The following is a 24762-nucleotide window of genomic DNA, read 5'->3' as shown; positions in this document are numbered from 1 at the left end:
TTTCATCCAAATACCGCTGTCATACCCTTCACATTAGCATCTGTGAAATCTACGTTCCCTCTAAAGATCGTACTGCTATACTTAGGAGTTTCAACGATGATTGAACCTATTGTTGTTGTTAGCGTAAGGTTGCCGCCTGATTGACCTATCCCACCTCTAAACTCATTACGGTAGTAGAAATCAACTGACGAAAAGTTGCCGCTGTCTATAGCTACGCCATTCTTCTCTCCACTGGCATTCAAGGAGACAAGACCATTGCCCGACAGTTCAAGCCTATCGGTGTTCGTTCCTGCCGTTCTGATTGTAGAACCAGTTATAGTAGAACCATCAATTGTCCCTGAGAATTTCCCATTCACTGCCGTTAACCTACCATCCATATCAACACTGAAAGGTGCATTAGCAAACGATGCATTACCAAGATAGATACCATTGTTATCAGCTTTGAAGATGTTATTCCCTGAACCAATCGCAATCGTTCCACCGTAGATGTTTGGAGACTGAATTGAAACTGCATCGATGTATGTAGACTTGATAAAGCTTGGTACTGTCGGAATGTTGGGCTGATTAGTGATTTGTGACCATGATAATGTAGCGTTTTCACCCATAAATACATTTTTACCTAGAATCATTTGCCGATATTTTTTTAGATTCATCCAAAGTCCCTCCATTCATAAGTGCTTATTCCATCCTTACTGATTACATGCAGCGTAATCGTGCCGCCAACATTGTTATTTAAGCTACTGGCGTATTTAAATGACACGAACACGCTTTCAATCGACTGTTCAGGGTTAAAATGACTTAGGAAGTAATCCATTACCTTTTCATACTCAACCCCTCTTACCCTCAAGACCGAATCTCTTGAATCATGTGGTTCGAATCCGTCAGATACGCAAAATTCAAGCGTTCCGCTTTCATCCGTAGCAGCATCGTAATAAGCCACGACTGTTGCCAGCGCTCCAAATCCAGGCATTACTTCTCGGTAATCGGGGTAATCTTCTTCAAATCGTTGTTGTACCTCGATGCTTGCTTTCTGAACGATCAATCCTAGTTCTTCAATGCTTGTTTGCTCATTTACCTGTACTTCAACCATTTCACGTAATTCTTCACAATAGACTTGCGCACCAGAACAGAAGATAGAAGCATGCTCCGTCAGCTTGGTTAACTTCTTATGGTCATCTCTTAAAATATCTTCTCCGCTTGTAATTCGTCCGTCACCAGCGATAATTGAAAACCTTGCCGATGGGTTGTTCAATGCGATACATAAACTCATTTCTCTTCTCTCCCTTCGTATGAATCAAGATACTCTTTATACATCTCGACCTTATCTTTACCCATGTACGAACGATCATGTTCCCAATTGCTGATTAAACCTACCGAACAGCCTAGAAATTCTGCAATTTCCTTCACTTTAATGTTCAGAGAAAATCTCCGCATTCTTAACTCTTGCCTAATGTCCATTTCATTTTCCTCCAATTTTTTGAACGCAAAAAAGAGAAAGTCCTTAGGACTTCCTCTAGTTCAATCTATGATTAAACTTGGTTCGTATGTGTTTTGACTATATAGCACATTATACCACGAAAGCGCTGTCAGGTCAAATGAGCATAATTCCTAGTTATTACTTGATAATGGAACCTACCATCATTTTCAAGATGAATGATCTGGAATACAAGGACTGTTTTAAACCAAAATGTTTTCACCCATCTAAATTGCTCTCTAATGGACTCAAATGCTCCCCCCTCCCTTGGACTCATCCGACGTCATAAAAGAGCGTATAGCGCAGTAGAAATCGCTTTGAGAAGGTCTATCGAGATTGCTTGCATCAACTGCTGTACTGACAAGCACCTTTTATCCTACAACCTCCATTCACCTGAGAGAAAGCTGCATTAAACGCAAAAGAAAGCCTAATCCACCCCAACCCTGACAAGTTGATGGATTAAGCTTCCGTTTCCTGTTTTTGAAAATGGAAAGGCAAGTTATCCTTACCTAGAAAAGAGTATACACAAAATTTCAATAAATCGCCACATGCAACATACTTTCCTAATTCGAATTTGGGTTAGATTAATGTGCCACATAAACATCAACTAAAGACGCATTTTACGTATATGAAATAAAGTTGTCGACATGTTGGACGAATTAAACCTTAAATGTTAATGTTACCTATTATATGAATATGTCACCAATCACTTAGGAGGTAATGATATGAGAGCCACTTTTTATGCTCGTGTCAGTTCAGATTCAGAAGAACAAAAAAAATCTATTATTTCGCAGGTGGATTTCTTTCAAGAATATCTTCAAAGCCATAAGTACCAGCCTGTTGAGTCAGGGGTATTCTGTAAAAGAGATGGGTCAGTAGAAGCAACACAAGGATACTATGTAGATGAAGGCTTTTCAGGAGCAAAATCCATCAAGTATAGAAAAGCATTCCAACAGATGATGCGTGATGCAAAAGCTAGAAAATTTGATATCATTTTCACAAAAAACATTAGTAGATTTGGAAGAAATGTTCAAGAAATCTTAAAATCTATAGGTGACCTTAAAGAATTAGGTATTGGTGTTTATTTCGAAGACGTTAAAATCAATACATTAAACGGTTCTGACGACTTAAAGATTACGATTTTTGCAGGTATGGCTCAAGAAGAATCAAGGGCTAAAAGCGATAGTGTACAATTTGGAAAAATGCGTGGTTATAAGAAAGGTATATGGGGTGGGAGAGAACCATACGGATACAATCTAAAAGAAGGTAAATTGGTTAAGAACGATGATGAAGAAAAGATCGTTCGTGAGGTTTATCACTTATTTCTAAATGAGAGTATGGGACAACGGAATATTGCCAAAGAACTGAACGCTAGAAATGTTCCGACAAAAAGCGGTAAGACAATCTGGGATCAAAGCTTGGTTTCAAAGATGCTTAAAAATTCGGTGTATACTGGTGAAATACGGTTACATCGAACACAAAAAACTGATATAAATCGCAACATAATTAAAAAAATACCTAAAGAAGAACAAGTAGTAACACATGATGAATCGTTAAGAATGATTGATGACGAAACATTTAGACTTGTTCAACTTGAAAAGGAAAAACGGCTTGAGAAATTTGGAGACTTCAAATATAAAAATATTATCGTTGAAGACGAAGATGGCAATGAAATGAATAAGAAGCAACGTAATATTGAAAGAGGTCTAAGTAGGCATTCAAGTAAGCACCTATTCTCAAACCTATTGAAGTGTGGTAACTGCGGCGGAAGCCTAAGACGAAAGGTTCAGAAAAACCACAAGAACACTTTCCTCTACTGGTTCTGTAGAAACAATGACCAGTTTGGGAAGCATAAATGCGGATATCGCAATCTACAACACGAGGAAAAATTAATTGCATTTGTTAAAGAAGAAATTATTAAATATCGTAATACACCTAACAAACGAAAGTATTATCTTCAAACCATCTTGAAAACTAGGTACAATGCTAAAGATATTGAAGTTATGAAACAACAACTTCAAATAGAGATTGACGAAATTAAGATTGATAAAAAGGGTATCCTCAAACAGGTAAACAGAGAAAGCATTACACAAGAGGAATTCGATGAACTAAACAAAGAGTTTAATGTCCAACTCTACGAAGCGGAATCAAAACTTAATCAACTTATTTACATTGACCAAGAGATTGAGAAGTTACACTTGAGATTCAATCAATTTACAGCATTTCTTAATGACCTAGATGTAGACAACTTAACCAACGGGGTATTACGTAAAATTATAAACAGGATTGTAGCTACAACCATTGACGAACCCGTTTTTAGTGACGATACATCTAACTTCGATAAATACACGACATTAGAAATTGATTGGAATTTCCTCGATACAACTGAGAGTGCTATTCTAACCGAAAGCTTTAGAAAATTACGAAAATCAATGATTACGATACCAAGTCATGAACTTCCAAATGAAGTCATTGATCAAATGGCTGAAAACGTGAGTCGAGAACCAAATGAAGAAGAAATACTGTTTTAAGAGGAAAAATCCTCAATAGAATAGAAGACTAGTTTATTTGTCCTATTATATAAACATCGCCTGCAGCATATCAAGGGCTTCGCTTCCCCGCACCTCTCCGACAACAATCCGGTTTGGACGCATCCGAAGCGATGAGCGGATCAGATCCCGAATCGCGATTTCTCCACGGCCTTCTGTATTCGCATTGCGGGTCTCCATCGAAACCAGGTTCGGCACGGTCACAATCTGCAGCTCCGCCGAATCTTCAATGGTGATGACCCGCTCATCCGCCGGAATAAACTGGGACAAAGCATTTAAAAATGTGGTTTTGCCGGATCCCGTACCACCGCTGATAAATATGTTGTATTTTCCTGCAACCAGCTTTTGTAGAAACAGGGAGGCCTCCTCGCCAAGAGCGCCTCGCTGCACCAAATCCTCCATGGTCATCGGCTTTTCAGGAAACTTTCGGATGGTCATGGTAGGTCCTTTTAATGCGATGGGAGGAAGTACAATGTTGACGCGGGAGCCATCCTTCAAACGGGCATCCACGATAGGCGACGATTCGTTAACCACCCGGTTCACACCCGACACAATGGTCTGAATGATATCCTCCAGCCGGGTTTGGGACTCAAACTCCAGTAAAAGCTTGGAGACTTCACCGTTTTGTTCGATAAAGATATCCCGGTGACTGTTGATCATAATTTCTGTAATGGCCGGATCATCAACCAGCGGCTGTAAAATATCAAGACCCCGAAACGAATCATAGATGCGCCGGACAAGCCTCCTTTTCTCCGTTGCTGTCAGTTCCAGCAGTTCCCGGCGGCTGAAGACGGTACGCTCGATATATTTCATCAGCTCGCTGTTGTCCAGCGCGGAAGTGACATCCAGTCCGGACCTTACCTCTCCGCGAAGCTGTCTGAACACCTCTTCATCCATATGCCCTCACCCCGGTTTCCTCAAGCACATCCTCGCCAAGCAGCTCCCGGCAGAGCTTGAGGATATCACGCTGAAAAATAGGTGAGCTCAGCAGCAGCTCCGCGTTACTATTCTGCTTCCATGAAGGGATGTAAGGGAGAAAGCCATCAATCCCCTGAATGACGCCAGGAAGCGGATTGGCAAGCTCACCCACATAGCGATTAACGATAAATCGGCTCTTTGCTGCTATTTCAGTGAACCGTCCGCTGCTGCTGCGCTCCATGTAGGAAAGCTGCTGTCCGCTTTTGAACATATGTATCAAATCATCCAGCAATATCCATACCAGCTGGCTGCAGCCCTCCATAACAGCATCCGTACGCTCATTCAACCCTGAATCCGTGTCAGCGATAATCACATCGTATCTGCCGCTTAGCGAGAGCATATCCAGCAGCCTGAGTACGTCGGATTTGCTTAATTGCAGGATTTCATTCCGGTTGTTAACCGGCTCAAACCAGTCACATTTCATCGCAGAGTGACTTGCTATAAAGGGTTCTAAAGGTATCGCCCCAGCGCTTTTCGTTTCCATTGCAGCTTTCATCTCATACAGCAACCTCGGCAGTCCCTGGGCATCCTCTGCTTTCCGGCCCTGTCTTGGAAACACGGCGCTGCTGTTCAGCGTCTCCAGATTCAGGTAGAACACCGAAAGTCCCATCCCGCCGAGCTGTTTGGCCATATTGACTGCAGTCGTCGTTTTACCGCTCCCTCCAACGGTGGAAACCAAGCCGATAGTCACCGCTCCAGCTTCCTGCTGCTCAGCCGCTCTTGAACGGCTTCCACCCTTTTGACATGCTTGAAGTATGGCTCCGATGAGCTCCGGAAGCGGTTGATACTTGGCCAACTCCGTGGATGGATCTTCACCTGTACCAAGACGCTTCCAAGGGCATGTCGTATCCTCCTGCCGAAGCCAGTGCTCCAGCAGCTCGCTGTCCCCGATGACCAGATCCGGCTTCTCCTCCCCGCTCATATACGCAAGAAACGGCTCCATACGCGTAAATCCGATCATTCTCAATTTATTGCCAAACTCGCTTGCATGAACGTAATGAAGCAGCGGCTCCAGATACTGCGGCTCTTTGACAGCCAGGACCACCTTATACGTCACCATAAGGCTCTTCATCCCCCATTCACAGCATGAAAAAAAGCACCGTTCAACAACCGCATAAGCGGCTGAAGAAACGGTGCTTCCGTTATCAGCTTGATTTACTTAATTAGGAATTTATCATATCCCGTAATGAAAAACAATACAAAATGTGTAAAATATCGACATATAGAGCAAATATGTCCTTGAATGACACATATGCCGAAACATCATGATAAAAATCGCTTCCGCAGCTCAGGGGTCGGCAGCATACACTGCTCTTCCTTGCCAAACCAGCGGTACCGGTTGCGTGCAACATAACGGTAGAGATAATCACGGACTGGAAGAGGAACAAATGCAAAAGCATACAGCAGCGGCCAAGGCATCTTTAATTGACGGACAATACAGAGCACAGCCGCCGAGCGGATATAATATTTCCCGTTTTCAATTACTACCACGGTATCTACTTCATCCACAGGCAGTCCGCCCTTGTGCAGCAGTTCGGCGCCAATATCGGATTGTAATGAAGCAAACTGGAACTTGGCAAGCGGATCACGCTCAATGATAAAACGTGTAAGCCCCTGGCATAAATGACATACCCCGTCTACGAGGACGATCCCTTGATAGCCGTTTCCCTCAGGCCCTTGTTCATCATTCATCTGCGGCACCTCCTGAGTAAAGTATCTGGCTAACTCCTCTAAAAATCAAGCCATTTAGACAGGTTAAACAAAACTCAGATTAAAAAATCCAGACAAAAAGAAAAAAGCCCGGGTAGCTTCCCGCGCCTGTATCTCTGGTTCGACAGATTACTTGACCGCAGCCAGAGCTTTGTCGATCCATTGGTTCTCTTCGATTTGCTGACTCAGCTCGCCTTTGTAGCTCTCGATGCATTTGCAAATGAAATCTTTGCGGCACACAGGGCAAGGCGTCTTTTGCAATCGGCTGATGTTTGTCATTTTCCATTCCGGATAACGGCTATAGAACACACGGCACACTGTTCCGTCAGCCAGATCAAGAATGAATTCATACAATCCGCTTTGTTCGCTGCTGCTGGCTTCCTTCATGTTCGAAATCACTGGTCTGTAAGACATATGCATCACCCGTCTATATAAATTTCTTGTCTTGAAACAAAAATCAAAGTATCAAGTACCTAGACATATTAAAGAATTTTAAACTTCATGTCAATAAAAGGTTACGTCAATTTGCCTTCCCCTATACAGTTTACACCAAAAAAGCCGGCCTGAATGGCTCGCCATCCGGTACCGGCTATGATTTGGAGATGCTATACGATCATAAGTTGAAGCTGTTTAAACGACGTTCAGCTCCACATCGATATTTCCGCGGGTCGCTTTGGAATACGGACAGAAATCATGCGCTTTCCTGGCGAGATCTTCTGCCTGGGACCGTTCGATTCCCGGCATTTTAATGTCCATTCGAACAGAAAGGCGGAATCCGCCATCGCTTTCATCCTTGCCAATCATTACATTAGAGTTAATCTCCACGTCGTGGAGAGATACGCCTTCTTTGCGAGCGATATTAGCTAGCGCGCTTTCGTAGCAGGCTCCATAGCCTGCAGAAAACAGCTGCTCTGGGTTGGTGCCGCTGCCGCCGGAGCCTCCAAGCTCCTTGGGCATGCTGAGATCATGCTTCAGGACACCGTCGGATGATGTAATCGAACCTTCACGACCACCACGTACTGTTGTTGTAGCTGTGTATAGTGCTTCCATCTTCACCGTCTCCTTTTTTCCTGAAATAACCTACCTCCTTCATTAAAGCTAACGGCCTGATTTGAAACGTATAGTTCACTGTACAATACTGAGAGGAAACATTTTCATATCCTTTGCACACCCGCACAAAAGTTTCCCTAGACGAACATATTTGTATGAGTACAATGAATATTAAGCTGTTTAATATATAAGAATAAATTGCAACAAGGTGTGTGATATAGATGAAAGACACTGAAGTTATGGATTCCGATCAAGCAGAAAACTGGACCAAGCCTAAAGAGCGCTCCTCATTATCAGAACTAAACCACTCCATGAAGGTTCCATTGAAGGGTTCCACTTTTCGTAAATTTCTCGCGTTTGTGGGTCCCGGCTATCTTGTGGCTGTTGGATATATGGACCCGGGCAACTGGGCAACGGATATTGCCGGTGGTGCCCAGTTTGGATATTCCCTGCTGGCTGTTATTCTGATGTCCAACCTGATGGCAGTACTGCTGCAGTCGCTTGCAAGCAAGCTTGGCATAGTTACCGGTCATGATCTGGCGCAGGCCTGCCGCAACCAGTATAGCAAGCCCGTCTCCATCGGCCTTTGGATTCTATGCGAACTCGCCATCGCAGCCTGTGACCTTGCAGAGGTCATCGGCTCAGCCATTGCGCTAAAGCTGCTATTCGGCATACCACTGCTTTACGGCGTATTAATTACGGCACTGGATGTCCTCCTGATTCTTCTTTTGCAGCACAAGGGCTTTCGGGCCATTGAAACGCTCGTCATTGTGCTCGTCTTAACGATCGGCGCATGCTTTGCTGTTGACCTGTGGCTGGCAAAACCCGATGCAGGCAGCATTTTTAACGGGTTCATCCCAACAGCCGACCTGATAACCAATCATCAGAAGCTGTACATTGCTATTGCGATTCTCGGGGCAACGGTTATGCCGCATAATCTGTACCTCCACTCTTCGATTGTGCAGACCAGGCAGTATGAAAATACCTACACAGGCAAACGCCAGGCCATCCGGTTTTCCGCTTGGGATTCCACGATTGCCCTGACCCTTGCGCTGTTCATTAACGCAGCTATCCTGATCGTCTCGGCAGCGACTTTTCATAAGGCAGGAATGACCGAAGTAGCGGAGATCAGCGATGCTTATCACATGCTGACACCGCTGGTAGGAACGACACTTGCGAGCATTTTATTTGCCGTAGCTTTGCTGGCTTCGGGACAAAACTCAACGCTTACCGGCACCTTGGCAGGACAGATCGTGATGGAAGGCTTCCTGGATATCAAGCTTCCTCCTTGGCTGCGCCGGCTGATTACACGTTTGATTGCCATCATTCCAGCAGTCATTGTTACGATCATTGCCGGGGAAAAAGGAACGGAAGAGCTATTGATCCTCAGTCAGGTGATCCTGTCGCTCCAGCTCCCGTTCGCAGTCATTCCTCTGGTCAAATTTACCGGAGACAAGAAGATCATGGGAGGATTCGTCAATTCGGCTTGGGTGAAAATTCTCGCATGGAGTGTTTCCGCTATTATCGTTGTACTCAACCTGTTTCTCATTTATCAAACCTTTATGGGCTGATATCCCCATATATAAAAGTCCGCATGGCGTCTCAAGACGGCCGTGCGGACTTTTTTTTCAAATGGACTGGTTATTTGCTGCCCAGCTTCTGCAGCTCCAGATTCAGCTTCAGCACATTTACTCTCTCTTCGCCAAAAACGCCAAGATCCCGTCCTTCGATGCTCTTTGCAACCAGCTGTTTTAGCTGTTCCTCTGGGATATGGCGCAGGGCGCTAATCCGTGGAATTTGAACCTCGGCAGAAGCAGGCGTAATATGAGGGTCCAGACCTGAGCCGGAGTTGGTAATCAGATCCACAGGCAGCTCGCTGACAGGCACCTTGGGATTCTCTTTCTCCCACTGGGCGATGGAATCCTTAACTCGCTTCAGCAGCTCGGGATTCGACGGAGCGTAGTTGCCAGAGCCTGATCCGGCACCATCGTTATCAATGCTGGATATCCGCCCTTGGAAAAACGATGGATCCGCAAAGGTCTGCCCGATGAGCTCTGAACCCACCGTATGCCCTGTGCTGTCCTTGATCATACTCCCGTTGGCCTGATGCGGGAAAATCAGCTGGGCGAGTCCTGTGCTTGCCAGCGGATAAGCGATGCCGCAAATCACCATAAACAATAAGCTGGAACGCAGGGCTATAAGCCAAATGGATCCATGCGACACTTCTTCGAATTTCGCCGTAGTCTTCATTGTATATCATCCTTTTTCATAAGCTTGTGATGGAAAGTTTCCCTTTCTCTCTATAACGCAGACCTTAAATCCACAAATGCACAACCAAATCAATCAGCTTGATGCCGGCAAATGGAGCAATGACACCACCGATTCCAAAGATCATCAGGTTCCGGCTGAGCAGACGTGCCGAACTCATCGGCTTGTATTTGATGCCTTTCATTGCCAGCGGGATCAATAGCGGAATAATAACGGCATTGAAAATCAGTGCACTCAGAATAGCCGACAGCGGCGATCCCAGCGCCATCACATTCAGCACGTTCATCTGTGGAATGGCCACCATGAACATGGCGGGAATGATCGCAAAATACTTGGCAACATCATTCGCGATACTGAACGTGGTCAATGCGCCCCGGGTCATCAGCAGTTGTTTACCGATGGCTACAACTTCAATGATCTTGGAGGGATCCGAGTCCAGGTCAACCATGTTTGCCGCTTCCTTCGCTGCCACCGTCCCGCTGTTCATTGCAATCCCGACGTCAGCCTGGGCCAGGGCAGGCGCGTCATTCGTGCCGTCCCCGGTCATGGCTACCAGCTTGCCTTCGGCCTGTTCCCGGCGAATCACGGCGATTTTGTCTTCCGGCTTGCTCTCCGCAATATAATCATCAACACCGGCTTCCCGCGCAATCGTTGCCGCTGTCAGCGGGTTATCCCCCGTACACATGATGGTCTTAATCCCCATCTGCCGGAGTTGTTCAAAGCGTTCCTTCATACCTGGTTTTACAGTATCCTTCAGGTGAATCAAGCCATAGATCTTGTTGTCAACCGCAACTGCAAGCGGCGTTCCGCCTTCGGATGCAATCGCATCCGAGTTCGCGGTAAGATCCGATGGAATGCTGCCGCCCTGGGAAAGCACCCACTGGCGGACCGCATCAACCGCTCCCTTGCGGACATGACGTCCATCCTGCAAATCAATGCCGCTCATTCTAGTCTCTGCCTTGAATTCAATAAATTCGCCGCCTGCTGCAATATCCTCGTCATAGCCCAGCGACTGCTTCTTCATCAGCTCAAGAACAGACCGTCCCTCCGGTGTTTCATCCTTAAGTGAGCTTACTGCCGCCCAATAGGCTGTTTCTGGCAGGGAAGCATCGCCTGTAGGAATGAACTGGCTCGCCATCCGGTTACCATACGTAATTGTCCCTGTTTTATCCAGAATCATGGTATTGATATCACCGGAAGCTTCCACGGCCTTACCGGACATAGCCAGCACATTGAACTGGGTAACACGGTCCATCCCGGCAATCCCGATGGCTGACAGCAGGCCGCCGATGGTTGTAGGAATCAGACATACCAGAAGGGATATGAGAACCGGAATATCAAGCGATATCCCCAGATATTTGGCAATTGGTGCAAGCGTGACGACCACAATCAGAAAGATAAGTGTCAATGTCGTCAACAGCGTACTCAGCGCAATTTCATTCGGCGTTTTCTGACGGGATGCGCCCTCCACGAGTGAAATCATTCTGTCGATGAAAGATTCGCCCGGATCGCTGGTGATGACCACCTTGATCCAGTCACTGACTACCCGTGTGCCACCGGTTACGGAGCTGAAGTCGCCGCCCGCTTCCTTAATGACAGGGGCTGATTCCCCGGTAATGGCCGATTCATCAACTGAAGCGAGTCCTTCGATGACCTCACCATCCCCCGGAATCATTTCGCCCTGCGATACGATGACGATGTCACCTTTGCGAAGCTCTGTAGAATTAACAACTTTAATATCCGGACCAACACATTTATTGGCGGTTGTTTCTTTTTGGCTCTTCTTCAGGGAATCTGCCTGTGCCTTACCTCGGCCTTCAGCCAGCGCCTCGGCGAAGTTCGCAAACAGGACCGTGAACAGCAGAATCAGAAATACGGTCAGATTAAAACCAAGGCGTCCTCCAGTGTTGAAATAGTCTGGAAACAGAACCATCAACAAAACGACAAATGTGCCGATTTCAACCACGAACATGACCGGATTCTTCAACATAACGACCGGATTCAATTTCATAATGCTGTCCTTCATTGCATGCTTGATAATGCTGCCTGTAAGCATACTCTTGCGTTTTCCGCTCATGATTCTTTCCACCTCATTTATTTTGGGAATTGAAGCCATTCCTTATTTAAGTGTTAGAAATTCAGCCACCGGGCCCAGAACCAGCACCGGCAGGAAGGTCAATGCTCCGATCAGGAGCACCGTTCCGACCAAAATACCCCCAAACAGCTTCGTATCCGTATGGAAGGTGCCGATAGTTTCAGGAACCGTTCTTTTCCGTGACAGGGAGCCGGCTACACCCAGGAGAGCGATGATCGAAACATACCGTCCCAAGAGCATGACAAGCCCTGTGCTTACGTTCCAGAACACCGTGTTATCACCCAGGCCCTCGAAGCCCGAGCCGTTGTTCGCTGCGGAAGAAGTATACTCATACAAGGATTGGCTCAGTCCGTGATACATTGGGTTGGACAAGGCATCCGTCCCCAGATGCGTCATAAATGAAATGGCCGTCGGAACCAAAATAATAAACGGATGCGCGAGGATCGCGATGGCAATCAGCTTCATTTCCCGGCTTTCGATTTTCCGCCCCAGGAATTCCGGTGTCCGACCAACCATCAAACCGCATATGAACACGCCCAGAATGGCATACATCATCATGTTGACGAAACCTACGCCCTTGCCTCCAAACACAACGTTCAGCATCATTTCCGCAAGTGGAGCAAGCCCGCCAAGCGGTGTTAACGTATCATGCATATTATTGACGGAGCCGGTAGTCGCGGCTGTTGTAACCGTCGTAAAGAGTGCCGACTGTGCCACGCCAAAGCGGACCTCTTTTCCCTCCATGCTTCCCTGCGTGCTGTTGATTCCAAGCTGGTTAATAAGCGGGTTGCCGCTTTTCTCCGAGAAATATGTCAGGCACAGGAAAGCTACGAACAGTACCATCATGGCCGAGAAAATGATCCAGCCCTGCTTGCGATTTTTGGCAAACCGTCCAAATGTATAAGGCAGCGCTGCAGAAATCGTCCACATGCTTAGGATTTCAATCACATTGGTTAGCGGGCGCGGATTTTCAAACGGATGCGCAGAGTTCACACCGAAAAATCCGCCCCCGTTCGTTCCAAGATGCTTGATCGACTCCAGGGACGCTACAGGCCCCATGGCAATGTGCTGCACTGCACCGCCAAGCGTGTTGACAGTCACCGTAGGCTCCAACGTCTGCGGCACCTGCAGTCCCACCAGTACCAGCGTCACGATGAGCGCCAGCGGCAGAAATACGCGGGTATGAGCCTTTACGAAGTCTTCAAAAAAGTTCCCCATCCCGCCTCCTCTGCGGGTGATACCACGCATAAATGCGATGGCGATGACCAGACCGGAAGCCGCAGACGTAAACATCATCATCGTGATGACGATCATCTGGCCGAAGTAAGACATGCCGCTTTCGCCGCTGTAATGCTGAAGATTCGTATTGGTCATGAAACTGATGACGGTATTAAAGGACAGGCTGGCCTCCATATTTCCGGTTTGATTCGGATTGACGGGCAGCCCTCCCATTAGTCTGAGAATCAAATAGCTGACAGCCACCAATATGATGTTGGTCGCAATCATGCTGAGAGCGTATTTTTTCCAGTTCATGCCGGAGCGGTTTTTTAGACCGATGATCTTAAAAAAAAGCTTTTCTACGGGTCCAAAAATCTTGTCCGTGCGGTTCTCCTCATTGGAGAATACGTGATATATATAGCTGCCTACCGGTTTAACCAGCAGGAGCAGCACAGCGATAACAATACAAATCTGCAGGATATCCAAAATTGCTTCCTCCTCTTCAAGGCTGGTTTTCTAAAATCGTTCCGGATGGATCAGGGCGTAGACCAAATAGATAAATACGAGCAGCGCCAGTACCGTAACAACGATCATTTGTCTTCCCCTCCCCCATCCACGACATGGCCGCACCATCTCAGGAATAGCAGAAAGACACCAAATACCCCTGCAAGTGTCAAAATCATCAGAAAGTCCATCATGGCTTCAAATTTCCCCTTCTCTTTCCCGAATAAGCACTACTTCAGCAAGAATCCAACCTCGCCGTTCAACGTATGAATGATGTGATTCGCTCCCAGTCCCCGGTAAATCCCCGGAGAATTATCCGCCCTTGTAATCACGTATATGGGACGTGGTGTCCACGGCCGGCATATCTGCAGGTAGCGGCATGTTAAATTAAGACTGTTCTCAAAAATAAAGATCCGGCCGATCCTCTGTTCAGGAACGACCCACTCAACCGTGTTGTTGGTGTGGATCCGAATGATTTGCGAAGCTCCAAGCTTTCTAAGTTCGCGTTCTTCCTTCAGACTATTGGTAAGCACGGCGAAAGGCCGTTTGAGATAGATTAGAAGCTTAATAAAATTGCGTCCGGCCTCGTTCGGCGCTGTAACGATGATGAGTTCCTCATCCACGACTTTGTACTCCTCCTTCTGGCAGATTGTCTGAACAAAAAATAGGCCGCAGGAAAGAGGACCTTTCCCGCGGCCTACAAGTTCATGACGAAAGAAAGCCATGAAAATATGCTCACGACAAATGCTGCCTCTCCCTATACGCTTACGAGGTTAGCTGACGGATTAGGGCGTGAGAGTCGCCCATCCTCATTGTCCCTTTACGGGACGGAAGGATTCACCCCTGCGTCATATGCCTAAAGCCATATGATGCTGTTGGTTCCCCCGCTTCCGGCCCCGGGCCGGAATTAAGCGTTAAAGACATTCAAATGTTATATTTTTTGCATTTCATTCATTTGGGCAATAAGAAAACCGTCTATCGACGCACTTTCATAGAAGACAGACCGCGATTAGCGGAAGTTCTTCTTGCAATATCAGGAAGTAATGGCTCTGTAGTTTAACTTTCTGATATTATAAAAAACCACAGAGGTTAACTGAACCCCTGTGGTCGATAGATATCGATCACAAGTTTCATCATTCCTCTCTCAAACAACGCTTACGAGGTTAGCTGACGGATTCGAGCGGTGAGAGTCGCTCTACCCGCGACCAGATCCATGGCATCCGGTCACAGGATTCACCCCTGCGGTATCACCTGTCTCCGACTCTCACACCGGATAACTGGGATGCACGCGATTGGTTCCCCCGATTTCCACCCTTAAAGAGAGTGAAAATTCAGCGATTCAAAAATGGAAACGTCTTGAATTACGATTTGAATCATACACCCGCATGCAATTAGTGTAAAGGAGGTATGAAATTGCTTATCAGCTAAAAGAGGGCCATTTCAGCTCAGGTTATCGCTTACAAAAGTTTATATCTCCTCCTGGCTCACGTATCCTATCTATTTCACCTGTTTATATAAAACGGACTAGTGCTTTCCATCCTTCTTTCTGTAAATGAATACTATATTTTCATAAACTGACGTGAAGCAGCGCCAGAACGAGCAAACGGTTGAAAAATAGCTGTTCCAAACGGCAATCAGGCAGCTATGCCCTGAAAACGGATATCCTCCTTACATACATGCTTGCATCCCCGTTTTACAAACACGCAGCCATCATTTATCATAAATGCCAGTTTATCTAAAACGATCAAGAGCTGAATTCCCGCTCTGGGAAACGGGGGAACCAACCGGTCAAATGACCGCGGGGTGAATCTCTAACCGGAAAAGACCGTTTAGGGTAGGGCTTCTCCTGGCCCGAATCCGACAGCTAACCTCGTAAGCCTTAAAGGAGAGAAAGAAATGCTTCAAGCAGGATCTGGCATAGAGGCTCCGGCGAAACTCTGCCTCCTTGCCATCGAGTTGTTTATGATCCACTTGCCTTCGGGAAAATCCGAGCCACTGAGCCATTTTGGTGACCATTACAGAGTGTTGATGCGGATTGATACCACCAGCGGCAGCCATTGGGGCGAGATTTACTTGAACGAAGGCAGCCGTCCGGCAGATTGGGTGGCATGGGCTTCCTATTACGAAAAATTTTTGCATCGAAGCTTTGCAAGCGAAGCATCCTTGCAGGACGAAATACTCTGCTCGATTCATCCGTTTCATCTTGCAAGGGTTCAACTGCTTTGCGAGACTCTTCGCGGCAAGACAGTCCTTTCCCATGATAGCTGGATGGAGCTCACAAACCAAGGTGAATCTCGTCCTCTGCTGAACGTGGCCGAGGCTTATGTCTCCTTGTTCTGATGGATACGTAAAATTGAAATCAATTGATTCATTGTGTAAAATTAAGTTGTATAAGATATAAGGAAGGGAGGAAGGAAAATGTCTGTATACGACTATCATGCCCGTACGCTGCAGGGCAAGGAAAAGCCTTTATCTGACTATCAGGATCAAGTGCTGCTTATCGTAAATACGGCAAGCAAGTGCGGGTTGACTCCCCAATATCGGGGACTTCAGGAGCTGTATGAAAAATTTCACGATCAGCATTTTGAAATTCTCGGATTTCCCAGCAATCAGTTTGCGCACCAAGAGCCGGGAGGCAGCGAGGAAATTGAAGAGTTTTGCCAAGTAAATTACGGCGTAAGCTTTCCCATGTTCGAGAAAACCGATGTCAAAGGCGACAACGCCCATCCGCTGTTCAAGCATCTCACTGAAAAAGCGCCTGGCGTACTGGGCTCCAAGGCAATCAAATGGAATTTCACCAAATTTCTGGTCGACAAACAAGGGCGGGTGATCAAGCGCTATGCACCGCAGACGACACCGGACAAAATTGAAAAGGATATTAAAAAGCTGCTAGGGGACTCTTCTTCCAATTAAAAATAACAATCGGCATATACTTTCTGACATCTGCTGAAAAAACAAAAAGATCCTTGCCGGAGCAAGGATCTTTTTCCTATTCTTACTATAAATGCGGTAGAGAGGACTCGAACCTCCACGAGCATACGCCCACTACCCCCTCAAGATAGCGTGTCTGCCATTCCACCACTACCGCGCAGTGATAACTTTTTTAGCAACTTTTTTATTATATACCGATAGTCCAAAAATGTAAATAGCTATCCTGAAAATTCGATGTATAGACGGCAGGACCCGCTCTCAGCATCATGAAAATAACAAGTCCTGCCCTAGAGTTTCACATCAGAATAAAATACGTTATTGATCAAAAGATTGTTGTTTTTTATAGCGGGTAAAGCTGATATACTCCTTAATAAACTCTTTTTCTTTTTCGGATAATGACGTGCCGGTTTGATCACATTCATCCCAAACGTATGTACTCCTGGTTTCCTTTATAAGAAATGATTCCGGTTCTTTTCCCAGAATGAGCCAATCCAAGCTGACGCCAAAAAATGAGGAAATTTCAACGAGCTTATTCGTGCTTGGTGTTGATTTGCTCCTTTTCCAGTCTCCAAGATTGCCTGTACTGATTCCCAGCTCTTCACAAAATAACTTCTTCGTCATCCCCCGCATTTTAATTAACGATTCAATTCGATCGTAAATGGATTGCATATAAGACCGCCTTCCAAATCGTCCTCCGACGACGCATATAAGTAATTAAATCCTTGCAAAATTACGTAAAGACGTATATACTCTCCTTGCTATCGCAATGATAACTTAATGGTAATTGTATCATTAATTCCACCCTTTTTACCATTATACTCCTCATGAACTGCTTTCCATTCAGTTCCCCCGTCAGACTGGAGTAGCATGCCGCATATCGATATAAGCACTTCCATTTCATATAGAGGGAGCGACTTCATTTGCTTAATTCAGGCATTAGTTTTCATGAAATCATACATTCACTAAGACAGGCCATTGCGGTTGTCAACCCCAAAGGCTACATCCTTTCTGTTAATCATGCCTGGGTTCAAAATTCGAGTGAAGGCGGCATACCTGAATCATTCAACTGGACGGGAATTAACTTTACACAAATATTTGCGGCCCTTTCAGAAGCTGACGGACGTTGTCCCAATGCGCTTGATCCTGTATTGAACGGAACCAGCCCCCTTTTCCGCACTGAGTTTCAATCCCGTTTCGAGCGGAGTTTAAAGTGGTTCTTATTCGAAGCCTCCACGGTTTATTATGAGGATACACATACCGTCAAAGGTATGGTCGTTTGCCTCACCGATATCACCAAAAGCAAAATGCTAGAACATGATTTAATGGAAGCTCTGACTCAAATCCGCACCCTGCGCGGCCTACTCCCTATTTGTGCAGTATGTAAAAGAATACGGGATGAGGATGACATCTGGAATTCAGTGGAGAGCTTTCTTGAAAAGCACACCCATGCCGAGTTCACCCACGACATCTGCCCGGAATGTATTCGTCGTTTATATCCCAAGTATTCATCCGTACTGGACGGCCCCTCCTATTCTTAGTAGTAAGTAAATACCTACATATAATCTACACTCCTTCAATTCACGATCATAAAATCCCGCTCTCGTTTTCATTCCTTCCATTTGGAAAAAATGATTGACGATTTTCATTGATGTGAATATAATTGTCTTGACAATTATTTTGAAGGAGTGTTTTGCTCTGAGCAGATTCACATCAACCCATCAATCCATCGGATTCCGTTTTGGCAATATGTCACGTAAAATGTCCGCTCTTTTTGCAGGCAGACTCAAGCCCTTTGGCATTACCCCCGAGCAATGGACTGTTCTTTACCAGGTATATCTTCAGGAAGGAATTAACCAGAAGGAGCTTGCCATGAGGTCCGGTAAGGATCAGCCTTCCATTACGCGTATTCTGGATGTGCTCGATAAAAAAGGCTTCATCCAACGAAAGCCCGATCCTGGAGACCGCAGAGCTTATCTGATTTACGCTACTCCGGTTGTGCAAGAGCTAATGAACGAAACCGTACCGCTGGAGCTCAGTCTGAATGATGAGCTGACCGCCGGCATTTCAGATGAACAGCTGGAAACGCTGGGTCAAATTATGAAACAGATCAATGCTAATATCGATCGAATTTTTGTGGATTAGAGGTTACAACCAATGGAAGACATCAAAGAAAAGCTATGGACGCGGGAATTCATTATGCTCACCGTGTGCAATCTACTGCTGTTTTTAAATTTACAAATGGTTTTATCGCCACTGCCAGGTTATGTTAAAGAGCATTTTCATGCGGGTGCCTTTACGGTAAGTATGTTTACGACCGTATTTGCTTTGTCCGCCATTATTTCGCGTCTCTTCTCGGCCAAGGCACTGGAGAAAGGCAAACGTAACACCATCCTGTTTCTCGGCCTTATTCTCGCGTTTCTTGCCACCTTGGGTTACCTATGGAGCGGAACGCTGGCATTGCTTCTGTTCATGCGGATCCTGTTCGGCGTAGGCTTCGGAATGGGCAGTACCACGCTTCCAACGATGGCATCCGGTGTCATCCCGATTCGACGTCTAGGTGAAGGAATGGGCTACTTTGGACTTTCTACCAGCATCGCGCTATCCCTCGGACCCGTAATCGGCAGTATGCTGCTGGAAAAACAAGGGTTCCCATCGCTGGTATACGCTACATTGATTGTTATCGCCCTGATCTTCCCGCTGGTATACCCACTAGCCAAAAAGGTGAAGCCACCTGTTTCGGTATCCCTCCCCGAGGAATTCACAGCCGTTCCGCGTAAAAAGGGCTTTCCCAAAGCACTGCTCTTGCCAAGCTTGCTTAATATGCTCATGTCCGTCACGTACGGCGGTCTGCTAAGCTTCATCAACCTGTTCGGCAAAGAAGTGAGCCTGGCCAATGCCTCGCTCTTCTTCCTGTTTAATGCAGTCGCTGTAGTTCTCATCCGGCCTATATCCGGTAAAATATATGATAAAAAGGGACATAAAGCACTGCTCATCCCTGCGGCAGTATTCCTGATCGGGGGGCTCTGGCTGCTGTCCTATTCGACTTCAACCGGGTTTCTCGCATTGGCTGCGCTTTGTTATGGTCTTGGTTTCGGTACAGCTTAGCCAACCCTGCAATCCTGGATGATTCAATTGGTTCCCCCACAACAGCAGGGCATGGCCAACAGTATGTATTTTAACTCGCTCGATTTAGGAATCGCCGTAGGTGCCTTAGTTCTCGGCCAAATCGCATCCTTCAGCAGCTATGGATCGATGTACCGGTACTCCTCCCTGTTCCTTGGTATCTTTATCGTATTGTATGCTCTGTATCTGTTAACCCGATCCAAGGACGGGAACAGCTTACAGAAAGCTTCCGCAGACAATCGAACGATGGAGAGCTAGGACTTGATTCCCCTTCTGCATGAAGCAGAAGGGCTTTTTTATAGTAAAAATCAAAACCTCCAGCTCATGTAACGCTCCTATGGCCTGCTATTCTAGCTACTATGAATTAAAATTTATGGTGATTCTTGGTACTGCTATCCCATATAATGTTCACAGAAGACCTCCTATAAAGACAAGTCTTCAATTATATTGGGGGAGCCGTGAAGGCATGAATAACAGCATTTCTAAAAGAAATTGGCTGCTGATCTGGATTCTCGGAATGAGCGGACAAATATGCTGGAATATTGAGAACTCTTGGTTTAACACATTCGTGTACGCCAAGATCGCTAAGGATCCGGCGATCATTTCCTGGATGGTTGGTGTAAGCGCTGTCATATCAACACTGGCGACTTTCGTCATAGGAACATGGAGTGATCGTGCAGGCAAGCGCAAGCCATTTATAGCTGCCGGGTACATTTTATGGGGCCTTTTTACCATTGGCTTCGGCGCTACCGAATTCATGCCTAAAAATCCTTTCATCTCCGCCATAGTCATTGTTGTTGCCACTGATGCGATTATGAGCTTTTTTGGATCGACAGGTTACGATGCCGCATTTAATCCGTGGACGACGGATATTTCCAATGAGCGTAACCGCGGCAAACTGGGTTGGTACCTTCGCAGCTATGCCCGTGCTTGCTACCATATTCGGTGCGGTTGTATCGGGTATCATTGTAGATAAATTCGACTTTTTTCCTTTCTTCGTATTTATGGGCAGCTTCGTCATTATCATGGGTATATTTACGATATTTACACTCCAGGATGCCCCCCATCTCAAGGCCGTCCGGCATGAAAAAGGATACTTCCATCAATTTGCCAGCGTGTTTAAGTTAAAGACGGTGATGGCTAATCAGGAACTCTTCTGGGTCTTTGTCATTAATGCCGTTTACTTCATAGGATTTAATGTTTATTTCCCTTATATCACCATCTACTTTAACAACTACCTTCATATGTCCTACATGACTGCAGGCGCACTCCACCCGGAGGACCAACGCGGGCAATTCGAAGGCATTAAGCAGGTCTTCGGCATCTGTATCCCGATGGTAGTCGGACCGCTGATCTCCTATTACATTATCCAGTACAACGGTATCCGGATGGAGATTGACGGTGTTATGGGTACCGTCCCCAGCAACATGCTATTCCTGTTCTCGGCCTTGCTGACTTTGTTCACCTTTCTACCTCTGTTACCAGCGAACAGACTGCATCGCAGCCGCATGCATCCTGTCTCCATACAACCATTACATGAGGAGGATCTAAATCTATGAACAATCATCGCATTACGACATTTTCAGATTTGCTCTATCCCAATGGCACCTTGATGCAGAAGGGCTATTCTACCAAAGCGGTCATGCACTATAATCGGCGTAATATTAAATCCGCACCATGGCGTATCAAGGAATGGGACTTCTACCAGGTATCCAATGATGACTTCTGCCTTCAGCTGACGATAGGCCATGTCTCTTATGCCGGCAATGTCTCCGCCATGCTGATCGATTTCAAGAATGAAAAGACCTACACCGTTACCGATATGCTGGTTCTCCCTTTTAACAGGCTGAAGATGCCGGAATCGGCCGAGCATGGAGATCTTGCGGTTCAGCGTAAAAAGATCGACATGCAGTTTGAGGTATACAGAGGCGGACGCCGTCTTCGCTGCAAGACCCGTGATCCTAAAGTGCAGCATAATATGGAAGTTGATATTCTTCTCTCCCAGCCCGACCTGGAGTCACTGGTCATCGCAACACCGTTTGATGATCATCCCCAGCATTTTTACTACAATCATAAAATCAACTGCATGCCTGCCAGCGGTACGGTGAAGATCGGGGGGAATACCATCACGTTCGAGCCGGATACCGCATTTGGACTCATCGACTGGGGCCGCGGTGTATGGCCGTTCAGCCATGAGTGGTTCTGGGGCAACGGAAGCACCTGGATTGACGGTAAACGCTTTGGCTTCAATATCGGTTTTGGATTCGGCAATACGGAGGCTGCCACCGAAAACATTCTTTTCTACAACGGAACCTCGCATAAGCTGAACCATGTATATGTGGATCTGGCTGCGGGCGGATACATGTCTCCGAAAACATTCACCAGCGACGACGGGCGTTTCGAAATGGATTTTGAGCCCGTGTTCGACCGTTATACCGAGACGAAAATGCTGTTCGTAGACAATGGCTGCCATCAAATTTTTGGCCGGTTCACCGGCAAAGCCGTCCTGGATGACGGCACGGTGCTGGAAGTGAAAGATATGATGGCTTTCATGGAGCATGCAGTGAATAACTGGTAATTTCGTTTCATAATAGAAGCCCTTCTGCCATGAATGCAGAAGGGCTTCTATTATATTCAAAATGAGCGCCACAGTTCCTTACCAGGGCCATTCCCGTCCAAGCCAATCTCTCATCACTAATCGGTCTTCTTCCGACGTCTCTTGATCCTGATACCGATTTCGAAGAAAATAAGAAACGGCCATGCGAGCCGCATCATTCGCATCCAGTTCTCCTTCGGGGCTGAGCTGACCGGACATATAGGATTTCACCCAGCCGGGGTGATATAAACGGAACGTGTAGCCCATCGGCCGAAGCTCATCAAACAGACATTGGACACCGCGGTTCAACGCTGTCTTGGACATGCAGTAGCCGTACCAGTTATCCCGGTGGCTTCGCGCCAAACTGCCGGCTTCTGATGAAACGAAGCAGAGCCGCTTCCATTCACTTCGTTCCATGAGCGGCTGCAGGGCTTGTACCATACGCATTGGACCGACAGCATTTACACTGAATATGCGCAGCACTTCTTCGTCATCCTGCAGTTCATGGATGCTGCTAAACTGCCGGGTGGATATCCCCGCATTATTGATCAGCAAGTCCACCTGCCCTGCCTGATCCGAAATCATCCTGCCGGCTTCCTGCACACTCCTGTCGCTGGAAACATCCAGCGGAATGAGTCTTAAGCGCTGGGGCTCCGCCTGCGCCAGCTGCTGCAGTTCAGGCCAGTCTGCCATGTAACTGCCTGCAAACGCGTACCAGCCCTGCTCTAACAGCCTCTTGGTCATTCCAAGACCAAGGCCGCGGTCAGCACCTGTCACAACTGCCGTTTTGTTCATACTTGCTCTTTTCCCCCTCTCTATGCCGTTATAACGGAACCTCTGCACCCGCTTCATTTAATAGCACCATTCTTTCCTCATCCTCGCGTGAACGTGTAAAATAGCGAAATGCGGCTTCAGCAGAAAGATTCATATCTACCTCTGTCGCAGGTGCATACAAACGGAAGGTGTAACCTTCACGGCTTAAATCCCCATGCATCATTGTATAAGCCATATGTAAAGCAGCCTTCGACATGCTGTAAGCGATACTGCTTCCGGATAGGCTGAGACCCAAGCTTCCCTTCGGGTCCGTAAGAAGCGCAATCCGCTTCAACCCTTGATGCATTATAGGCAAAAATGCCTCCACAACCCGGATCGCTCCAAGAGCATTCCCGTTAAAGGAATCCAGCAGCCCTGCAGGGGACATGGAGGCTATGCCTGCAATCTCACCGTCTCCTGTCGACACCGTCTGGCTGACGATCAAATCGATACGATCGGTGATACGCTGAACATGAGCAGCCGCAGCTTGAACGGAGTCCTTCGACCGTGGATCAAGCGTTACGGTGTGGATCTGTTCCGTCCCTGTAAAGTTTAAGCCTATGCTCTCAGGGCTGCAGGCAATAACCGTCCACTGATGCATTGCAAAATATCGGCAAAGGGCAATGCTCCAAGGATGCTGAGCCTCTGTGATAAGTACGACCTGTGTCATCCAGCATCTCTCCCCTGTCTGTTATGCAAGCACCATTCCAAAGATTGTCTCAGCAATTTCTGGTACTCCGGATGCAGCCATACCTCCAGGTTGTGACCCGGTGTCAGTACACATACATATCCCGCTCCCTGCTGCCTTGTCCACCCTCCCGGCTGCTGTCCATGCTCCGAGCTGGCGGACAGAAAAATATCCTTATCATGGCCCGCTGTGACATCGACAAAGTAATGCTCATCTTTTATCGTAAATTCATGGATACCTTGTGCAATCGGGTGCTCCTCAACCGGCTTCATCGTTACCTGGCACTGCTCGGGATGATGGTTGAATACGGCACCCACCAGTTCACGCATGACCTGCGAATCCCTATATCCCACAGTACCTGAGTGGATGACCAGAAGCGCACCGCCCCTATTCACATAAGATTGAAGCCCCTGCTCCATCTGTATTGAGATCCAAGGCTCTTCCTCTTCTGCCGACACCCTGTTGGATTTGCTAATAAGAAGCACGGGATATTCATGTAACCCTTCCTCAGCATGCTCCTGAAAATCAGATCCGGTTGCCAGAATATAATCAAATTCAAAGCCATGTTTCCGCAGCGGCTCCAAGCCTTCCTTGATCACATGAGCCGGATGCCAGTTGTCATCGCATAATACGCAGACGCGCATATTCTCCCTCCCCATAACAGCGTTTACATTTCATTCGAACAAAACCAGTATTCCAGAAACCCGACCAACTTACAAGATAAATCGAAAACGTTGTCGGTTCGAGGAAACAGGCACATCTGCT

25 protein-coding genes, 1 tRNA gene, 2 pseudogenes and 3 riboswitches are annotated in these 24762 nt (G+C 46.7%); of the genes and pseudogenes, 10 read left to right on the top strand and 18 right to left on the bottom strand.

What is annotated here, in order from left to right; all coding sequences use genetic code 11:
- Nucleotides 1–2: 2 nt before the first annotated feature.
- The 3 genes from E6W40_RS01255 to E6W40_RS01245 are packed head-to-tail and all read right to left on the bottom strand — an operon-like array spanning nt 3 to nt 1458.
- On the bottom strand, nt 3–653 hold the full coding sequence (locus E6W40_RS01255; RefSeq protein WP_136603811.1) for a hypothetical protein: 651 nt from the start codon (nt 651–653) through the stop codon (nt 3–5).
- Nucleotides 650–1270, bottom strand: a complete 621-nt coding sequence (locus E6W40_RS01250; RefSeq protein WP_136603810.1) for an Ntn hydrolase family protein — start codon at nt 1268–1270, stop codon at nt 650–652. The genes E6W40_RS01255 and E6W40_RS01250 overlap by 4 nt, the downstream gene beginning before the upstream one ends.
- Nucleotides 1267–1458, bottom strand: coding sequence for a helix-turn-helix domain-containing protein (locus tag E6W40_RS01245; protein WP_136603809.1), 192 nt, complete (start codon nt 1456–1458; stop codon nt 1267–1269). The genes E6W40_RS01250 and E6W40_RS01245 overlap by 4 nt, the downstream gene beginning before the upstream one ends.
- Nucleotides 1459–2199: 741 nt before the next feature.
- On the opposite strand from E6W40_RS01245, the gene E6W40_RS01240 reads away from it, so the two are divergent.
- Nucleotides 2200–4005, top strand: a complete 1806-nt coding sequence (locus E6W40_RS01240) for a recombinase family protein (RefSeq protein WP_136603808.1) — start codon at nt 2200–2202, stop codon at nt 4003–4005.
- 54 nt (nt 4006–4059) lie between these two features.
- On the opposite strand, the pseudogene E6W40_RS01235 reads toward E6W40_RS01240, so the two are convergent.
- From E6W40_RS01235 to E6W40_RS01215, 5 genes and pseudogenes are all read right to left on the bottom strand, one after another.
- Nucleotides 4060–4920, bottom strand: a pseudogene (locus E6W40_RS01235) (TadA family conjugal transfer-associated ATPase); the annotation flags it as partial.
- A complete protein-coding gene (locus tag E6W40_RS01230; RefSeq protein ID WP_168928791.1) occupies nt 4913–6061 on the bottom strand; it encodes a nucleotide-binding protein in 1149 nt (382 codons plus the stop codon). The gene E6W40_RS01230 and the pseudogene E6W40_RS01235, both read right to left, overlap by 8 nt.
- 203 nt (nt 6062–6264) lie before the next feature.
- Entirely contained in the window at nt 6265–6693 is a 429-nt protein-coding gene (locus tag E6W40_RS01225; RefSeq protein ID WP_136603805.1) for a thiol-disulfide oxidoreductase DCC family protein, read from the bottom strand.
- Nucleotides 6694–6840: 147 nt separating this feature from the next.
- Nucleotides 6841–7125 carry a hypothetical protein gene (locus tag E6W40_RS01220; RefSeq protein WP_136603804.1) on the bottom strand — a complete coding sequence of 95 codons (285 nt, stop codon included), beginning with the start codon at nt 7123–7125 and terminating at the stop codon, nt 6841–6843.
- Between the two features lie 216 nt (nt 7126–7341).
- Nucleotides 7342–7761 (bottom strand): organic hydroperoxide resistance protein, encoded by a 420-nt coding sequence (locus E6W40_RS01215; RefSeq protein ID WP_136603803.1) that lies wholly within the window; start codon nt 7759–7761, stop codon nt 7342–7344.
- Nucleotides 7762–7982: 221 nt separating this feature from the next.
- Between E6W40_RS01215 and E6W40_RS01210 the strand changes: the two genes are divergently transcribed.
- Nucleotides 7983–9332 carry an Nramp family divalent metal transporter gene (locus tag E6W40_RS01210; RefSeq protein ID WP_246072787.1) on the top strand — a complete coding sequence of 450 codons (1350 nt, stop codon included), beginning with the start codon at nt 7983–7985 and terminating at the stop codon, nt 9330–9332.
- A gap of 70 nt (nt 9333–9402) precedes the next feature.
- Here the strand turns inward: E6W40_RS01210 and kdpC are convergent, their stop codons facing one another.
- The 5 genes from kdpC to E6W40_RS01185 form a co-directional block, all read right to left on the bottom strand.
- Nucleotides 9403–10011, bottom strand: coding sequence for a potassium-transporting ATPase subunit KdpC (kdpC, locus tag E6W40_RS01205; RefSeq protein ID WP_136603802.1), 609 nt, complete (start codon nt 10009–10011; stop codon nt 9403–9405).
- Between the two features lie 64 nt (nt 10012–10075).
- Nucleotides 10076–12106, bottom strand: coding sequence for a potassium-transporting ATPase subunit KdpB (kdpB, locus tag E6W40_RS01200; RefSeq protein WP_136603801.1), 2031 nt, complete (start codon nt 12104–12106; stop codon nt 10076–10078).
- Between the two features lie 42 nt (nt 12107–12148).
- Nucleotides 12149–13828: a potassium-transporting ATPase subunit KdpA gene (gene kdpA, locus E6W40_RS01195; RefSeq protein WP_136603800.1), complete on the bottom strand. Its 1680-nt coding sequence runs from the start codon at nt 13826–13828 to the stop codon at nt 12149–12151.
- 30 nt (nt 13829–13858) lie between these two features.
- Nucleotides 13859–13936 carry a K(+)-transporting ATPase subunit F gene (gene kdpF, locus E6W40_RS30415; RefSeq protein WP_425464929.1) on the bottom strand — a complete coding sequence of 26 codons (78 nt, stop codon included), beginning with the start codon at nt 13934–13936 and terminating at the stop codon, nt 13859–13861.
- A gap of 140 nt (nt 13937–14076) precedes the next feature.
- Nucleotides 14077–14469, bottom strand: a complete 393-nt coding sequence (locus E6W40_RS01185; protein WP_136606773.1) for a hypothetical protein — start codon at nt 14467–14469, stop codon at nt 14077–14079.
- 123 nt (nt 14470–14592) lie between these two features.
- Nucleotides 14593–14770, bottom strand: a riboswitch (cyclic di-AMP (ydaO/yuaA leader).
- 212 nt (nt 14771–14982) lie between these two features.
- A riboswitch (cyclic di-AMP (ydaO/yuaA leader) is annotated at nt 14983–15193 on the bottom strand.
- Between the two features lie 392 nt (nt 15194–15585).
- Nucleotides 15586–15741, top strand: a riboswitch (cyclic di-AMP (ydaO/yuaA leader).
- A gap of 1 nt (nt 15742) precedes the next feature.
- Here E6W40_RS01185 and E6W40_RS01180 point away from each other — a divergent pair.
- Both E6W40_RS01180 and E6W40_RS01175 read left to right on the top strand, forming a co-directional pair.
- Nucleotides 15743–16186, top strand: coding sequence for a hypothetical protein (locus E6W40_RS01180; RefSeq protein WP_136603798.1), 444 nt, complete (start codon nt 15743–15745; stop codon nt 16184–16186).
- A 78-nt stretch (nt 16187–16264) separates the two neighbouring features.
- Nucleotides 16265–16759: a glutathione peroxidase gene (locus tag E6W40_RS01175; protein ID WP_136603797.1), complete on the top strand. Its 495-nt coding sequence runs from the start codon at nt 16265–16267 to the stop codon at nt 16757–16759.
- Nucleotides 16760–16851: 92 nt separating this feature from the next.
- Here the strand turns inward: E6W40_RS01175 and E6W40_RS01170 are convergent.
- Nucleotides 16852–16934 (bottom strand) — tRNA-Leu (locus tag E6W40_RS01170).
- A 158-nt stretch (nt 16935–17092) separates the two neighbouring features.
- Nucleotides 17093–17446, bottom strand: coding sequence for a helix-turn-helix domain-containing protein (locus E6W40_RS01165; protein ID WP_136603796.1), 354 nt, complete (start codon nt 17444–17446; stop codon nt 17093–17095).
- Between the two features lie 251 nt (nt 17447–17697).
- On the opposite strand from E6W40_RS01165, the gene E6W40_RS01160 reads away from it, so the two are divergent.
- The 6 genes and pseudogenes from E6W40_RS01160 (at nt 17698) to E6W40_RS01140 (ending at nt 22478) form a co-directional block, all read left to right on the top strand.
- Nucleotides 17698–18315 carry a hypothetical protein gene (locus tag E6W40_RS01160; protein WP_136603795.1) on the top strand — a complete coding sequence of 206 codons (618 nt, stop codon included), beginning with the start codon at nt 17698–17700 and terminating at the stop codon, nt 18313–18315.
- A gap of 94 nt (nt 18316–18409) precedes the next feature.
- Nucleotides 18410–18919 carry a MarR family winged helix-turn-helix transcriptional regulator gene (locus E6W40_RS01155; protein ID WP_246072786.1) on the top strand — a complete coding sequence of 170 codons (510 nt, stop codon included), beginning with the start codon at nt 18410–18412 and terminating at the stop codon, nt 18917–18919.
- 12 nt (nt 18920–18931) lie between these two features.
- Nucleotides 18932–20158, top strand: a pseudogene (locus E6W40_RS01150) (MFS transporter).
- 208 nt (nt 20159–20366) lie between these two features.
- Nucleotides 20367–20876, top strand: coding sequence for an MFS transporter (locus E6W40_RS29695; protein ID WP_211146955.1), 510 nt, complete (start codon nt 20367–20369; stop codon nt 20874–20876).
- Entirely contained in the window at nt 20779–21459 is a 681-nt protein-coding gene (locus tag E6W40_RS30315) for an MFS transporter (protein ID WP_342774703.1), read from the top strand. Before E6W40_RS29695 ends, E6W40_RS30315 begins: the two co-directional genes overlap by 98 nt.
- Nucleotides 21456–22478, top strand: coding sequence for a DUF2804 domain-containing protein (locus E6W40_RS01140; protein ID WP_136603794.1), 1023 nt, complete (start codon nt 21456–21458; stop codon nt 22476–22478). The genes E6W40_RS30315 and E6W40_RS01140 overlap by 4 nt, the downstream gene beginning before the upstream one ends.
- A gap of 78 nt (nt 22479–22556) precedes the next feature.
- Here E6W40_RS01140 and E6W40_RS01135 read toward each other — a convergent pair whose 3' ends face one another.
- The 3 genes from E6W40_RS01135 to E6W40_RS01125 are packed head-to-tail and all read right to left on the bottom strand — an operon-like array spanning nt 22557 to nt 24641.
- Nucleotides 22557–23291, bottom strand: a complete 735-nt coding sequence (locus E6W40_RS01135; protein ID WP_168928790.1) for an SDR family NAD(P)-dependent oxidoreductase — start codon at nt 23289–23291, stop codon at nt 22557–22559.
- Nucleotides 23292–23319: 28 nt separating this feature from the next.
- Nucleotides 23320–23979 carry an SDR family NAD(P)-dependent oxidoreductase gene (locus E6W40_RS01130; RefSeq protein WP_136603792.1) on the bottom strand — a complete coding sequence of 220 codons (660 nt, stop codon included), beginning with the start codon at nt 23977–23979 and terminating at the stop codon, nt 23320–23322.
- Nucleotides 23976–24641 carry a ThuA domain-containing protein gene (locus E6W40_RS01125; protein ID WP_168928789.1) on the bottom strand — a complete coding sequence of 222 codons (666 nt, stop codon included), beginning with the start codon at nt 24639–24641 and terminating at the stop codon, nt 23976–23978. Before E6W40_RS01125 ends, E6W40_RS01130 begins: the two co-directional genes overlap by 4 nt.
- Between the last annotated feature and the right edge of the window lie 121 nt (nt 24642–24762).

This window comes from Paenibacillus dokdonensis (assembly GCF_004916975.1).
GTDB lineage: Bacteria > Bacillota > Bacilli > Paenibacillales > Paenibacillaceae > Paenibacillus_AQ > Paenibacillus_AQ dokdonensis.
Note: the sequence above shows the minus strand (reverse complement) of the source record. Positions and strands in the feature narration are given on the sequence as shown.

Bases quoted from the DNA above. Each gene is read 5' to 3' on its own strand.
- E6W40_RS01180 (WP_136603798.1), top strand. From the start codon at position 15,743: ATGCTTCAAGCAGGATCTGGCATAGAGGCTCCGGCGAAACTCTGCCTC.
- E6W40_RS30315 (WP_342774703.1), top strand. From the start codon at position 20,779: ATGAGCGTAACCGCGGCAAACTGGGTTGGTACCTTCGCAGCTATGCCC.
- E6W40_RS01210 (WP_246072787.1), top strand. From the start codon at position 7,983: ATGAAAGACACTGAAGTTATGGATTCCGATCAAGCAGAAAACTGGACC.
- E6W40_RS01215 (WP_136603803.1), bottom strand. From the start codon at position 7,761: ATGGAAGCACTATACACAGCTACAACAACAGTACGTGGTGGTCGTGAA.
- E6W40_RS01125 (WP_168928789.1), bottom strand. From the start codon at position 24,641: ATGCGCGTCTGCGTATTATGCGATGACAACTGGCATCCGGCTCATGTG.
- kdpF (WP_425464929.1), bottom strand. From the start codon at position 13,936: ATGATCGTTGTTACGGTACTGGCGCTGCTCGTATTTATCTATTTGGTC.
- E6W40_RS01255 (WP_136603811.1), bottom strand. From the start codon at position 653: ATGAATCTAAAAAAATATCGGCAAATGATTCTAGGTAAAAATGTATTT.
- E6W40_RS01130 (WP_136603792.1), bottom strand. From the start codon at position 23,979: ATGACACAGGTCGTACTTATCACAGAGGCTCAGCATCCTTGGAGCATT.
- E6W40_RS01240 (WP_136603808.1), top strand. From the start codon at position 2,200: ATGAGAGCCACTTTTTATGCTCGTGTCAGTTCAGATTCAGAAGAACAA.
- E6W40_RS01135 (WP_168928790.1), bottom strand. From the start codon at position 23,291: ATGAACAAAACGGCAGTTGTGACAGGTGCTGACCGCGGCCTTGGTCTT.
- kdpC (WP_136603802.1), bottom strand. From the start codon at position 10,011: ATGAAGACTACGGCGAAATTCGAAGAAGTGTCGCATGGATCCATTTGG.
- kdpB (WP_136603801.1), bottom strand. From the start codon at position 12,106: ATGAGCGGAAAACGCAAGAGTATGCTTACAGGCAGCATTATCAAGCAT.
- E6W40_RS01225 (WP_136603805.1), bottom strand. From the start codon at position 6,693: ATGAATGATGAACAAGGGCCTGAGGGAAACGGCTATCAAGGGATCGTC.
- E6W40_RS01175 (WP_136603797.1), top strand. From the start codon at position 16,265: ATGTCTGTATACGACTATCATGCCCGTACGCTGCAGGGCAAGGAAAAG.
- E6W40_RS01165 (WP_136603796.1), bottom strand. From the start codon at position 17,446: ATGCAATCCATTTACGATCGAATTGAATCGTTAATTAAAATGCGGGGG.
- E6W40_RS01140 (WP_136603794.1), top strand. From the start codon at position 21,456: ATGAACAATCATCGCATTACGACATTTTCAGATTTGCTCTATCCCAAT.
- E6W40_RS01230 (WP_168928791.1), bottom strand. From the start codon at position 6,061: ATGGTGACGTATAAGGTGGTCCTGGCTGTCAAAGAGCCGCAGTATCTG.
- E6W40_RS01220 (WP_136603804.1), bottom strand. From the start codon at position 7,125: ATGTCTTACAGACCAGTGATTTCGAACATGAAGGAAGCCAGCAGCAGC.
- E6W40_RS01250 (WP_136603810.1), bottom strand. From the start codon at position 1,270: ATGAGTTTATGTATCGCATTGAACAACCCATCGGCAAGGTTTTCAATT.
- E6W40_RS29695 (WP_211146955.1), top strand. From the start codon at position 20,367: ATGAATAACAGCATTTCTAAAAGAAATTGGCTGCTGATCTGGATTCTC.
- E6W40_RS01245 (WP_136603809.1), bottom strand. From the start codon at position 1,458: ATGGACATTAGGCAAGAGTTAAGAATGCGGAGATTTTCTCTGAACATT.